The sequence below is a fragment of the Pseudarthrobacter sp. HLT1-3 genome (assembly GCF_059383535.1).
This window is the reverse complement of record NZ_JBWZCJ010000013.1, coordinates 76,162-88,500: the sequence shown is the minus strand read 5'-3', so window position 1 is coordinate 88,500 and position 12,339 is coordinate 76,162. Positions and strand designations below refer to the sequence as shown.

Genomic DNA, 12,339 nt, shown 5'->3' with positions numbered 1-12,339 from the left:
GGCCGAGCACGCCGCGGCCCGCTGCAGTTAGCATGTCCCCAGCTGATCTGTGAAAATGGAGACCATGAGCTTTCAGTCTCCGACACCCAAGCCCCAGGCGACCGTCTCCGGACGCCCGGGCGGCGCGCAACATCACGGCCTGCATGACCACAGTGCGCAGGGACACAGCCTGGAAGCGGCCCTCCAGCAGGCCGGTTTCTACCCGCGGCTGGTGGCCGACGTCGTCGCCGACGCCCTCGACGGGCGCGACTGCGTGGCCCACCTGGTGCACCTGGAGACGCATTTCGACCGCGCCGAGGTCCGCCGCCACATCACCGTGCTGGTCCTCACCGACGACATGCTGGTGATCACCCACGTGGATGACCAGCAGCTCGACGAGGCAGGGGAGCAGACCGTCGCGCAGGTCTCCACCGAATCCGTCCCGGTCACGCAGATCCGCTCCGTGGTCCTCAGCTACGTGTACGCGCAGCCCCAGGAATACAAGTCCTCGGATCCGGTCCGCGAGCTGACCCTGTCCATCGCCTGGTCGGGCGGCCAGCGGCTCGACATGGGGCCGGCCAGTTGCGGGGACCCGCAGTGCGAGGCCGACCATGGCTACAGCGGCACCATCGCGCAGGAGGACATCGTCATCCGGATCAGCGCCGAAGCCGACGGGCTGCAGGCCGTCCAGGACGCCAAGCTGTTCGCCCGTGCCCTCCGCGCCGTGAACACCGGATCCACCGCCCCGGTGCCGCACACCGGCCCCGGGCTCCCGCCCCGCCCGCGGATGGGTGTTTTCGGAAGCCGCGCCAGCCGCGGCCACCAGCGCTGAGATGGTGCCGGTCCGCGTGCCAGAACCCCTCGCCCCGGCCCTGGCCCGGATGCTGCCCGCAGCCCCGGCGTTCGGGGACCGCTCCGTCGCGGAGGTGCTCACGAGCGCCGCGGCCAGTGTGGGCGTGCCGGGCTTCGAGAACCGGCTGAACCTGCCCGCGGCGAAGCGCGTTTGCGTGGTCCTCGCCGACGGGCTGGGGCGCAACCTGCTGAAGCAGAAGTCGGCCCACACGCCGTTCCTGCGCTCCGTGATGCAGTCCGGCCAGGGGCGCGTGCCGGTGTCGCTGGACTCGGCGTTCCCCTCCACCACGGCGGCGTCGCTGGCCAGCTTCGGCACGGGACTCCCGGCCGGACAGCACGGCATGGTGGGATACGACGTCCTGGACCCGGACCAGGACCGGGTGGTGAACATGCTCGGCGGCTGGGACGCCGGGGTCGACCCGCACCGGTGGCAGCCGTTCCCGACCGTGTTCGACCGGGCCGCGGAACACGTGGACGTCACCACCGTGAGCCTCCCGCAGTTCAGCGACTCCGCCATGACCCGTGCCGCGCTCCGCGGTGGCCGCTACGTCACGGCCACCACCTCACACGCCAGGACGGCCGCGGCCGCAGAAACGATGGCCGGGGCCGGACGCTCGCTGATGTACTTCTACGTCAACGAACTCGACAAGGCCGGCCACCGCCACGGCTGCCAGTCACCCCAGTGGGAGCACCAGCTCGAGGAACTCGACGCCACGGTGAAACGGCTGAGCGCCACCCTTCCGGCGGGCACCACCATTCTGCTGACTGCCGATCACGGCATGCTCGACGTGCCGGAATCCCAGCGGATTGACTACTCCGCCGACCCCGCCCTGATCGCCGGCGTCCGCCACACCGCGGGCGAGCCGCGGATGGTCCACCTCTACCTTGAAGAGTCCGAGGGTGGCGCCGGCAGCGCGCGGCTGGTCGATGCCTGGCGGGCACGGTTCGGCGACAGGATCTGGGCGTTCACCCGTGAGGAAGCCACCGCCGCGGGGCTGTTCGGCGCGGTCCGGGCCGAGGTCGCCCCGCGGATCGGCGACGTGATGATCGCTGCTCGGGACGCCCTGGCCTTCTATGACACGCGGCGGGTCCGTCCGACGGCGCTAGAGGTCGTGGGCCAGCACGGTTCGCTGACGAAAGCCGAACGCGAAGTCCCGCTGCTGTCGTTCCAGGCCGACGGAAAAAAGGCCCCCCGCGCCTGAGTGCGTGAGGGGCCTTGCCGTACGAGGCTTCCGCTAGTCCCCGCGGGCTCCGAAAACGATGTCATCCCAGCTCGGGATGCTGGAGCGCTTCGGCTTGGCCGGCTGGCGCTCCGGCTGCTCCGCGTCACGGTCATTCTGGGCAGCGGCCGGTGACTCACGCTGCTGGCGCCTTGGGGTTCCGCCGCCCAGAAGCTCGTCCAGCCCCGGGCTGGACGTGGGCCCCTGCTGGCCGGCCGGCCGCAGCTGCGACGCCACGATGGTGATTTCCCGGGTGTCAGTACTGACGCCGTCATGCAGTTTCAGCGCGTCGTCGGGTTCGTCCTGGTGACGCGGCGCCAGCGTGAGCCGGGACATGATTGAGGGCCTCCCGTCACGGCGGCGTTCCCACGGATTGTTGGACGGCCGCGCTTCGGTCTCCGCTGCGGGTGCCACCGCGGGCACCGGCTCGGTGGCACCGGACTCAGTGGCTTCCTGCCCAGGGGTTTCCTGCCCGCCGGGTGCCTCGGCAGGGACCTCTGAGGGCCGCGGGTGGGCGGCGGGGACGCCGTTGGTCAGGAGTACCGCCAGGGCGTCGTCGGCGTCCTCGTCCACGCCGAGGCGCTGCCCGCGGCGGGAACGCAGCATGTCGAGCAGCCCGTCGGATTCCTGTTCCTGCTGCGACTGGAGCTGCTGGACGACCTGGAGCTGGGCGGTCGCGGTGCGGGCGGCGGCATCGGCGTCGGTTTCAAAATTAAAGGGACGGTCAGAGACGGCCGTGAGCCGGCGGGCCGGGACGGGACCGTCGAGGGGCTCAAGCTCGCTGAGCTGCTGCGCCCAGCGGTTGGCGTTCTGCAGTGATTTCCGGGCCGGACTGAACGTCCACCTGGCCGGCGGTTCCTCGCCGATGCCGGCGGGGCCGCCTGGTTTCGCCTCGAATCGGGCCACCACATTCCAGCTGCCGTCCGGGCGCCGCCAGGAGTCCCACTCCACGGTGGAAGCTTCAATTCCGTGGGCGCTAAGACGGTGTGCCACCATCTCGCCCAGCGAAGCGGGCTGGTCGCCGAACACCGAGCGGTAGACGTCGTGTCCCGGGGCCGGCGAAGCGACCTCCACCCTGCGCGCCTGCTGGGCGACGTACTCGCGCTCGGCGAGGACCGGACCCTCATAGCGCTGGACTTTCGCGAGCGGAATTCCGGAGAGCTCCGCCACCTCTGCCGCCGTCGCACCGCTGCGGATCCGCGCCTGGATATCACGCGGGGACAACGCAATGGGCGCCGTGCCCGCTCCGGACGCGGCTTTGGCCGGCGTCCGGCTGGCCGCCGCCCGAAGTGCTTCATCGATTGGCAGCTGGAACATCTCGCCGCCGGTGCCGCTCAACAGGAGATGCTCCCCGTCGTCGTGGACGCCTACAAGCCGTAGATCCTGCATACAAATCCTCCACCCTGGCATTACTAACAATCGAAACTCTGCCACCGATGCGTACCAATTCCGGTGAGGACGGAGGGCGCGCCGTCATTTTCCGCGAATTTACGCCACTTTCGGGCTCATCACCGTGCGCGGAGCCGGTACGGACCGCAGGACTCTGGTGTTCACCGGACGCTTAAGCAAAGATGACCCGACATCGGGCACAAAAACCGCGTGGCCGGCGTTGACAACGGAGAACCTTACCGGGGCCCGGGGCCTCAGCCTGCAGGGCAGTCCGGGCAGGGCAATCCACCCGAACGAATGCGGAATGCGAGCGACACACAATGGCGACTGACTACGATGCGCCGCGCAAGACCGAAGAGGATCTCAGCGAGGATTCGATTGAGGCGTTAAAGGCGCGGCGTACGGAAAAACCTTCCGCAGTGGTCGACGAAGACGAATCGGACCTTGCAGAGGGTTACGAACTCCCCGGCGCGGACCTGTCCGGGGAGGAACTGCTGGTCCGTGTGCTGCCAGCCCAGGCCGACGAATTCACCTGTGCCTCCTGCTTCCTCGTCCGGCACCGTTCGCAGATTGCCCGCGAAAAGGACGGCCTGAAATACTGCAAGGACTGCGAGGGGTAGGAACGCGGGCTGGGAATCGTGGGCCAGGAATAACGAGGGCTAGGAATTCAGGGCGGCGAGCAGCTCGTCCGGCCGCCGGGTGGACGTGAGCCAGTACGGCGTGCGGTCGGAGGGGTCGGTGATCTCGATGCGGACCACCGGATCGATCCAGCCGCGGATGCACAGGAAAGCCAGGCCGTTGAGCCGGGTCCCGCGTTCGGCCGTCGCCTCCTGGCCCCGGAACCCCGAGGCGGCGCCCACGAACCGCCGCTCGATAGTGGCGCGGCCGACACTGAGCGTGGAGCCGGTGACCGTGATGGCGGGGGTCGAGAGGACCAGCAGCACGGCGATGATCACGAACAGGACAACCGCAGCGGTCAGCCCGGCGGAAATGCTGATGGGGGCGAACACGAGGATCCCGGCGCCCGACAGTCCTGCCGCCACCAGCCAGATCCAGAAATTCGGCGAGAGCTTCTCGCTGTACAAGACGGTGGCGTCGCCGGGGGTGCTGTTGGAGGCAGGCACGGCTGCACTGGATTCGGGCATAACCCCAGCTTTCCACTTTTGCCGGGCTATTTCACCTTGGCGGCAGAACCGGAGGCGGACCGCCGCGGTCGCCGCCGCCGCCGCTAGGCCGTTCTTCCCCGCTGGCGTTAGAGTGAGGGACTGTGACTGAAGAAACGACGGCAGCAGCCCCCGCCGGTACGGCAGAGCCGCAAGCGGAGCCAGCGGCAGAGCCCGCTGCTGAGTACGGACCCCCCACCCTGACGGTGCAGCTGAAGATGCTCGACGACGGCCTGGAACCGCCGTCGTACGCGCATCCGGGCGACGCCGGAGCGGACCTGCGCGCCCGCGAGGACGTGGTGCTGGAACCGGGGGAGCGCCGGCTGGTCCCCACCGGTGTTTCCATTGCCCTTCCCGATGGATTCGTGGCCCTGATCCACCCCCGCTCCGGGCTCGCGACCAAGCACGGGCTGACCGTGGTGAATGCCCCCGGCACCGTAGACGCCGGCTACCGCGGGGAAATTGCGGTGACGCTGCTGAATACCGACCGCCACCAGGCGATTGAACTCAAACGCGGCGATAGAATTGCACAAATGGTTATTCAGCGCGTGGAGCACGCCCGGTTCCTGCCGGTCCAGGAACTCGGCGGCTCGGTTCGCGGCGGCGGAGGCTTCGGATCCACCGGCGGCTTCGGCGCGCCGGTCTGACCGGCGGCAGGCAAGGCGCCAGTATTTACGCAGGCCGCCACGCGGACGCGGCCTCACAGGATCACAACTAAGGAGACAACCCCATGGTTTTTGGGCGTGGCAGGAAAGCCAAGCAGGAACAGCTGACAGACCCCGGGGAAACCCAGGAGGCCGTGGCTGACGCTGCCGCCGGCCAGTCCGCCGCTGCCCCCGTCCGCGGCGCTACGGGCCCCTTCGACGTCTCGGAAATCGAGGACCAGGACGGTTACGTGGACCTTGGTGCGCTCCTGATCGCTCCCGCGGACGGCCTGCAGCTCCGGCTCGAGGTCGAGGAGGCGACGCAGCGCGTCGTCGCCGTGACCATGGACCTGAACGGCTCAAGCCTCCAGCTCCAGGCCTTCGCGGCGCCCCGTTCGGAGGGCCTCTGGGAAGAAATCCGTGAACAGATCGGCCAGTCGGTGGGCAGCCAGGGCGGCCAGGTCGAGGAAATCCAGGGAAGTTTCGGCACCGAACTGCTCGCCAAGCTCCCGGCCAGTGGCGCCGACGCCAGTCAGGGCTACCGTGTCGCCCGCTTCATCGGCGTCGACGGTCCGCGCTGGTTCCTCCGCGGCGTGCTCGGCGGCGAGGCCGCTGTGGACCGCGACGCGGCCGCCGGGCTGGAGGGGCTGTTCCGGCAGATCGTTGTGGTCCGCGGCGAGAACCCGATGCCGCCGCGGGATCTGCTGCAGCTCCGTCTGCCGAAGGAAAACGCCGCACCCGCACCGCAGTCCGCCCCGGACCTCGGGCAGCCCGAACGTGGACCGGAGACTACCCAGATTGGTTGATGCCCCCAGCCAGGATCCGACCTCCTCCGTTTCCGTGCGGGGGCTGCCGGTCCGCGGCCGCGTGGTGTGCCACGGCTACATCGAGGCGGTCACCTACCCACCGGCCAGCCAGGTGGCAGCCTTCACCGCGGTCGTCGTCGACCATGAGGCGGCCCCGGCCAAGTCCCGCGGGACGAGTCCGGGCCCGGCAGCACCCGCCGCCGCCGCCGCCCCGCCCGCCGGCAGCCGGCGGCAGCGGCCCTCCGTTCCCTCGGACCGGCTCCGGGTGGTCTGGCTGGGACGGCGCCGCATCCCCGGGATCGACGCCGGCACCGAACTCCGGCTGCAGGGCATGGTCACCGTGCGCGACGGCCTGCCGACCATGTTCAATCCCCGCTACGAGATACTCTCCCGCCAGGAGGACCAATGACCCAGCCCGAGAAACCCGAGCCCGCAGCGCAGCCCACGGTGGCGCAGCTCGCCGAAGACTACGCGGCCAAGGCGGGGCTGCACCGCTCCGGCAACGGCAACATCGACGTGCTTAAAAGCGCCGGCGGCATCCAGGGCATTGCCGAGAGCATCCTCCCCGGCCTGCTTTTCCTGGTCGCCTTTACGATCACGCGTGAGCTGCCGCTGGCCCTGGTGGCCGCGCTGGCCGTCGCCGCGGCGTTCACCATCGTCCGGCTGGTCCAGCGCAAGCCGCTGACACAGGCCCTGGCGGGGATCGCCGGCGTCGGGATCTCCGCCTGGCTGGCCAACACCACCGGCAAGGCCGAGGACTTCTACGTTCCGGGGTTCTTCGCCAACGCCGCCTACATCGTGGGGATGGGGATTTCGATTGCGGTCCGCTGGCCGTTCGCCGGGCTGATCTTTGGCTTCATCCGGAACGAAGGACTGGACTGGCGGAAAAACCCGGCCCGGGTCAAGGGCTACCAGATCGGCACCTCGGTGATCATCGGCGTGCTGGTCCTGCGGCTCCTGGTTCAGGTTCCGCTGTACTTCATGGGCGAACCCGGCTTCGCGGCCCTCGCCACCACACGCCTCCTGATGGGGGTACCGCTGTACATTCTCGGCATCTGGGTGGCTTGGCTGCTGACCCGTCCCGCCCCCGCCGCAACGCAACCGGGGTAGCGGACAGCGCAACCGGGCTAGCCGTCGAAGCCGTCGTCCTCGGCCGCCGGTATGGCTTGGCCGTGACCGGCGGCGGTGACCGGTTGCTGGCCGGGGACCAACTCGTCCTCGCCCTGCGACTCCGGCGACAGCAGGGCGCGCAGCTCATCCTCCGCCGCGATCGTGGTCACGAAGAACAGCTCGTCCCCGCCGTCGATCACGTCATCACGGCTCGGTGTGATCGGAGCCTGGTCCCGCAGGATCGCGACCAGGGTGGAATCCTCGGGCCAATCGATGTCGCCGACAGTCAGGCCAATCACGTGCGAATCGTGGGGGACAGTGAACTCAACCAGCGACGACACGCCGGTTTGCAGGGTCAGCAGGCGGACCAGGTCGCCGATTTCCACCGCCTCCTCGACGAGGGCGGTCATCAGCTGCGGGGTGTTCACCGCGACGTCGACGCCCCAGGAATCGTCGAACATCCAGTCGTTCTTGGGGTTGTTGACCCTTCCGACCGTCCGTCCGACGCCGAACTCGGTTTTGGCCAGCAGCGAGACCACCAGGTTGACCTTGTCGTCACCGGTGGCGGAGACCACGACGTCGGCGTCCTCCAGCTTCGCGTCCTGCAGGGTGCTCAGTTCGCAGGCGTCGCCGACCAGCCAGTGGGCGCCGCGCAGGCCGCTGCGGCCGATCACCTCGGGCTTCAGGTCGATGAGCAGGATCTCGTGTTTGTGGGCCAGCAGTTCGCGCGCGATCGAGGAACCGACGCTTCCCGCCCCGACAATGACGACTTTCACTTAGGACTCCTTGGCGGGGGACTTGGCAAGAATGTGGGCGACTTCGCTGCTGCGGTCCACGCCGAGCATGGCGTGCACCGTATCGCCGTCCTGGTACAGCGTGCCGGCCAGGGGCAACATACCCTCGCCGAACCGGGTCAGGTACGCGACGCGGATGCCGGCGGCCTTTTCGATCGAGGTGACCGGGTGGCCGATCCATTCCGGATTCAGATCCACCTCGGCGAGCACGAGCCGGCCGGAGGGATCCCGGAAGTCGCCGGCCAGGTGCTGCTCGGGCAGGATGCGCCGGAGCACCTGGTCCGCGCTCCAGCGCACGGCGGCGACCGTGGGGATGCCCAGCCGCTGGTAGATTTCCGCCCGGCCCGGATCGTAGATCCTGGCGACAACGTGGGGGACGTGGAACGTCTCGCGCGCCACCCGGGTGGCCAGGATGTTGGAATTGTCGCCGCTGGATACGGCGGCGAAGGCGTAGGCCTCCGCGACGCCGGCCTGCTTGAGGGTCTCCCGGTCAAAGCCGACGCCGGTGACCTTGCGGCCGGTGAAACCGGTGCGGAGCCGCCGAAAGGCACGGTCGTCCTGGTCGATGATGGCCACGGAATGGCCGGCGTCCTCGAGCGTGTGCGCCAGGGTTGCCCCCACACGTCCGCAACCCATGATCACGAAGTGCGCCACACGTGCCTCCTCAAGCGTTGATGTCTGCTGCTGGATAAAACTCTACCGGCCCCGATGGCGCGCGCAGCCAGCCGGGGCGGCCCACGCAGCCAGCCGTCGGCGGCCTGCACGGCCAGCCGTCGGCGGCCTGCACGGCCAGCCCGGGCGGCCCACGCAGCCAATCCCGTAACCGGCGCCAGAACACGCGCCAGAACACGCGCCGGAACAACCGCCGCAACCGGCCGGCCCGCCGCCGGCAGCGCTACCGGGCGGCGCCGGAACGGCGGGGATCGCCGCCGTCATGACATCGCGTCCGAATCGGACTAGCTTTGTGTGGTGCCGACAATTTTCAATGCCGTGAAGCGGGTGCTGGTAGGCAGGCCGTTCCGGAACGACAGCTTGGCTCACACCCTCCTTCCCAAGCGGATCGCCCTGCCCGTTTTCGCCTCCGACGCGCTGTCCTCCGTGGCGTACGCACCGGACGAAATCCTCCTGACGCTGGCGCTGGCCGGGGTCAGCGCCGTGGCGTTCTCGCCGTGGGTGGGATTGGCCGTCATGGTGGTGCTGCTGACCGTTGTCGCGTCCTACCGGCAAAACGTGCACGCGTACCCGTCCGGTGGCGGCGACTACGAGATCGCCAACGAGAACCTGGGCAAGCACGCCGGGCTCACCGTCGCCTCCGCGCTGCTGGTCGACTACGTGCTGACCGTCGCGGTGTCGATGTCCTCCGCCGCGACCTACCTGACCACGGCGGTGCCCTCGCTGCATGGCCAGCAGACAATCATCGCCACGGTCGGCGTCGTGATCCTGGCCCTCGTGAACCTGCGCGGCATCAAGGAAGCCGGCCGCGCCTTCGCCGTGCCGACCTACATCTTTATGGCGTCCATCCTCGGCATGACGGCCATCGGGGTCTTCCAGGCCGCGACCGGCCAGCTGGGGGTGGCGCCGTCCGCGGCGTTCACGATCATTCCCGCGCCGGGCTTCGACGAAGGACTGGTCGGACTTGCGGGTGCCTTCCTGCTGCTCCGCGCCTTCTCCTCCGGCGCCGCGGCCCTGACCGGCGTGGAAGCGATCAGCAACGGCGTGCCGAACTTCCAGAAGCCCAAAAGCAAAAACGCCGCCACCACGCTGCTGCTGCTTGGCGTGATCGCGGCCTCCATGCTGGCCGGCATCATCTACCTGGCCAACGCCACCAAGGTGCACATCGTGCTGGACCCGGCAACCGAATTCCTGCTGGACGGCAAGCCGCTGCCCGAGGGCTACATCCAGAGCCCGGCGATCAGCCAGATCGCCCAGACCATCTTCGGCGCGGGCTCCATCCTCTTTTTCATCGTGGTTGCGGCCACCGGCGTGATCCTCGTCTTTGCGTCCAACACGGCATTCAACGGGTTCCCGGTGCTCGGCTCGATCCTGGCCCAGGACGGTTACCTGCCCCGCCAACTGCGCACCCGCGGCGACCGGCTCGCCTTCAGCAACGGCGTCCTGGCCCTCGCCGCCGGCGCCCTGGTGCTGGTCATCGCGTTCAACGCCGACGTCACCAAACTGATCCAGCTCTACATCGTGGGCGTCTTCATCTCCTTCACCCTCAGCCAGCTCGGTATGGTCCGGCACTGGGGCCGGGAGCTGAAACTCGCCAAGGACCCCGCCGTGAAACTGCGGATGCTGAAATCCCGCACCATCAACATGGTCGGTTTCGGCATGACCGCTCTGGTCCTGGTGATCGTCCTGATCACGAAATTCCAGCAGGGCGCCTGGATCGCACTGCTGGCCATGTTCGTCCTGTACCTGATCATGTGGAGCATCCGGGCGCACTACGACAACGTGGCCAAGGAACTCGCCGTCGACGAGGACTCCTCGCCCCGGGCCCTGCCCTCCCGGGTGCACGCCGTGCTGCTCGTCTCACACGTCCGCAAGCCGGTGCTCCGGGCGCTGGCCTACGCCCGCGCATCCAGGCCCTCCCGGCTGGACGCCATCACGGTGGACATCAGCAACGAGGAGACCGAGCAGACGGTCGCGGACTGGGAGAAGCTGGAAATCCCGGTACCGTTGACAGTGCTGGCCAGTCCGTACCGCGAAACGGTGACGCCCATCATGGAGTACATCAAGAACATGCGCCGCGATTCGCCCCGCGACCTGATTGTCGTCTATATCCCCGAGTACGTCGTGGGTAAGTGGTGGGAGCAACTGGTGCACAACCAGACCGCACTGCGCATTAAGACCCGGCTGCACTTCGAGCCGGGCGTCATGGTGGCCAGTGTGCCGTGGCAACTGAAATCATCCGAAGAAGCCAAGAGACTGCAGGACACCCAATGAGTTCCGACACCCAAACGCAAGCCCATACCGAGTTAATCGTCGACGTCGGGCCGGTCGCCCACGGCGGGCACTGCGTTGCCCGGCATGAGGGGCGTGTGGTGTTCGTCCGCCACGGCATCCCCGGCGAGAAGGTCCGCGTCCGGCTCACCGAGTCCGGCGCCGACGCCAAGTTCTGGCGCGGCGACGTCGTGGAAGTCCTCACGGCCTCCCCGGACCGGGTGGGGCACTTCTGGGACCTGGCCGATTCCGCGCGCTCCTGGTCGCACCGCCACCCTCCAGTAGGAGGCGCCGAACTCGGCCACATCACCCTCGGGCGCCAGCGCAGCCTCAAGGCCGAGGTGCTGGCCGAACAGCTGCGCCGCCTGGCCGGCGTCGACTTCCCGCTAACGGTGGAGGGCCCCGCCGAAGCGCCGGTGGAGGGCGCCACTGTCGGGGACGCCACTGTCCAGGACGCCGCGGGGGAGTCCGGAGCCCGTCCGGCGGCGGGCCTCGCCTGGCGGACCCGCGCCGGCTTCGCGGTGACCCCGGCCGGGAAGCTCGGCATGCACGCGCACCGCTCCGACCTCGTCCTCCCGGTCCGGGAAATGCCCCTGGCCGTGGACGCCATCAACGACCTCCGGCTCTGGGACATCGACCTTCAGGGCATCGAACGTATCGAGGTCGCCGCGCCGGCGAACGGTTCCCGCCCGCTCGTGCTTCTGGTCCCAGCCCCCGGAACCCGGGCCAAGCGGCTCAGCGCGGTCCTCGCCGAACTGCCCGAAGACGTCTCCGTCGCCAGCTTCGATCCGGTCAAGGGCGAGGTGCTGCGGCTGCGCGGCCGCACCTACGTGCAGGAGACGGCGTCCGGGCACGACTTCCGTGTCACCGGCGACGGTTTCTGGCAGATCCACCGGGACGCCCCGGACACCCTCGTGGGGGCCGTGACCGGTTTCCTGCGCGACGGCGGCTTCCTGACACCTGGCGCCGTGGTGGCGGACCTCTACGCCGGGGCCGGGCTGTTCACCGCGCCGCTGGCCGATGCCGTCGGGGAGACCGGGTCCGTGCTGTCCGTCGAGGGATCACCCGGCACCAGCCGTGACGCGCGGAAGAACCTGCATGACGCAGCCCAGGTGGAGATCGTCCAGGGCAAGGTGGAACGGGTGCTGCGCGAGAAAGCGCGGAAATTCGACGCCATCCTGCTGGATCCGCCCCGGGCCGGCGCCGGCAAAGCCGTCGTGAACCAGCTGGTCGGGACCGGCCCCCGGGCCGTCGCCTACGTGTCCTGCGATCCGGCGTCCTTCGCCCGCGATGTGGGCTACTTCCAGCAGTCCGGCTGGGAACTGGCGGGGCTGCGTGCCTTTGACCTCTATCCGCATACTCATCACATGGAGACTGTGGCGCTACTGACTCCCCGGGGCTGAGACCACTAGGATGGGCGAGTAGTCCGACGTCGCGCT

The 12,339-nt window shown here is 68.9% G+C and carries 13 protein-coding genes; 9 read left to right on the top strand and 4 right to left on the bottom strand.

Annotation, left to right across the window (positions count from 1 at the left end; genetic code table 11):
* Window positions 1-64 precede the first annotated feature (64 nt).
* Together AC50X9_RS12760 and AC50X9_RS12755 are read left to right on the top strand one after the other, a co-directional pair.
* Window positions 65-811, top strand: coding sequence for a DUF5998 family protein (locus AC50X9_RS12760; RefSeq protein ID WP_494894130.1), 747 nt, complete (start codon window positions 65-67; stop codon window positions 809-811).
* Window position 812: 1 nt separating this feature from the next.
* Window positions 813-2,033: an alkaline phosphatase family protein gene (locus AC50X9_RS12755; protein WP_494894161.1), complete on the top strand. Its 1,221-nt coding sequence runs from the start codon at window positions 813-815 to the stop codon at window positions 2,031-2,033.
* A 33-nt stretch (window positions 2,034-2,066) separates the two neighbouring features.
* Here the strand turns inward: AC50X9_RS12755 and sepH are convergent, their stop codons facing one another.
* The gene (sepH, locus tag AC50X9_RS12750; RefSeq protein ID WP_494894129.1) at window positions 2,067-3,440 is read right to left on the bottom strand and encodes a septation protein SepH; all 1,374 of its coding nucleotides are present in this window, start codon (window positions 3,438-3,440) and stop codon (window positions 2,067-2,069) included.
* Between the two features lie 320 nt (window positions 3,441-3,760).
* On the opposite strand from sepH, the gene AC50X9_RS12745 reads away from it, so the two are divergent.
* Window positions 3,761-4,060, top strand: coding sequence for a DUF4193 domain-containing protein (locus AC50X9_RS12745; RefSeq protein WP_018772415.1), 300 nt, complete (start codon window positions 3,761-3,763; stop codon window positions 4,058-4,060).
* A 39-nt stretch (window positions 4,061-4,099) separates the two neighbouring features.
* Here the strand turns inward: AC50X9_RS12745 and AC50X9_RS12740 are convergent, their stop codons facing one another.
* Complete coding sequence (locus AC50X9_RS12740) at window positions 4,100-4,585, bottom strand: DUF3093 domain-containing protein (RefSeq protein WP_494894128.1); 486 nt, start codon at window positions 4,583-4,585, stop codon at window positions 4,100-4,102.
* A 122-nt stretch (window positions 4,586-4,707) separates the two neighbouring features.
* Between AC50X9_RS12740 and dut the strand changes: the two genes are divergently transcribed.
* The 4 genes from dut (at window position 4,708) to AC50X9_RS12720 (ending at window position 7,163) form a co-directional block, all read left to right on the top strand.
* Entirely contained in the window at window positions 4,708-5,250 is a 543-nt protein-coding gene (gene dut / locus AC50X9_RS12735; protein WP_494894127.1) for a dUTP diphosphatase, read from the top strand.
* Between the two features lie 83 nt (window positions 5,251-5,333).
* Complete coding sequence (locus tag AC50X9_RS12730; RefSeq protein WP_494894126.1) at window positions 5,334-6,053, top strand: DUF3710 domain-containing protein; 720 nt, start codon at window positions 5,334-5,336, stop codon at window positions 6,051-6,053.
* Window positions 6,046-6,462, top strand: a complete 417-nt coding sequence (locus AC50X9_RS12725; protein WP_494894125.1) for a single stranded DNA-binding domain-containing protein — start codon at window positions 6,046-6,048, stop codon at window positions 6,460-6,462. The genes AC50X9_RS12730 and AC50X9_RS12725 overlap by 8 nt, the downstream gene beginning before the upstream one ends.
* Window positions 6,459-7,163, top strand: a complete 705-nt coding sequence (locus AC50X9_RS12720) for a DUF3159 domain-containing protein (RefSeq protein ID WP_494894124.1) — start codon at window positions 6,459-6,461, stop codon at window positions 7,161-7,163. The genes AC50X9_RS12725 and AC50X9_RS12720 overlap by 4 nt, the downstream gene beginning before the upstream one ends.
* Before the next feature lie 17 nt (window positions 7,164-7,180).
* Here AC50X9_RS12720 and AC50X9_RS12715 read toward each other — a convergent pair whose 3' ends face one another.
* Complete coding sequence (locus AC50X9_RS12715) at window positions 7,181-7,939, bottom strand: potassium channel family protein (protein ID WP_494894123.1); 759 nt, start codon at window positions 7,937-7,939, stop codon at window positions 7,181-7,183.
* On the bottom strand, window positions 7,940-8,611 hold the full coding sequence (locus AC50X9_RS12710; RefSeq protein ID WP_494894122.1) for a potassium channel family protein: 672 nt from the start codon (window positions 8,609-8,611) through the stop codon (window positions 7,940-7,942).
* Window positions 8,612-8,926: 315 nt separating this feature from the next.
* On the opposite strand from AC50X9_RS12710, the gene AC50X9_RS12705 reads away from it, so the two are divergent.
* Entirely contained in the window at window positions 8,927-10,903 is a 1,977-nt protein-coding gene (locus tag AC50X9_RS12705) for an APC family permease (protein WP_494894121.1), read from the top strand.
* Window positions 10,900-12,303, top strand: a complete 1,404-nt coding sequence (locus AC50X9_RS12700) for a class I SAM-dependent RNA methyltransferase (protein WP_494894120.1) — start codon at window positions 10,900-10,902, stop codon at window positions 12,301-12,303. Before AC50X9_RS12705 ends, AC50X9_RS12700 begins: the two co-directional genes overlap by 4 nt.
* Window positions 12,304-12,339: the final 36 nt, after the last annotated feature.

Coding starts and splice junctions, on each gene's coding strand:
- AC50X9_RS12760 (WP_494894130.1), top strand. CDS start 65: ATGAGCTTTCAGTCTCCGACACCCAAGCCCCAGGCGACCGTCTCCGGA.
- AC50X9_RS12755 (WP_494894161.1), top strand. CDS start 813: ATGGTGCCGGTCCGCGTGCCAGAACCCCTCGCCCCGGCCCTGGCCCGG.
- sepH (WP_494894129.1), bottom strand. CDS start 3,440: ATGCAGGATCTACGGCTTGTAGGCGTCCACGACGACGGGGAGCATCTC.
- AC50X9_RS12745 (WP_018772415.1), top strand. CDS start 3,761: ATGGCGACTGACTACGATGCGCCGCGCAAGACCGAAGAGGATCTCAGC.
- AC50X9_RS12740 (WP_494894128.1), bottom strand. CDS start 4,585: ATGCCCGAATCCAGTGCAGCCGTGCCTGCCTCCAACAGCACCCCCGGC.
- AC50X9_RS12730 (WP_494894126.1), top strand. CDS start 5,334: ATGGTTTTTGGGCGTGGCAGGAAAGCCAAGCAGGAACAGCTGACAGAC.
- AC50X9_RS12720 (WP_494894124.1), top strand. CDS start 6,459: ATGACCCAGCCCGAGAAACCCGAGCCCGCAGCGCAGCCCACGGTGGCG.
- AC50X9_RS12700 (WP_494894120.1), top strand. CDS start 10,900: ATGAGTTCCGACACCCAAACGCAAGCCCATACCGAGTTAATCGTCGAC.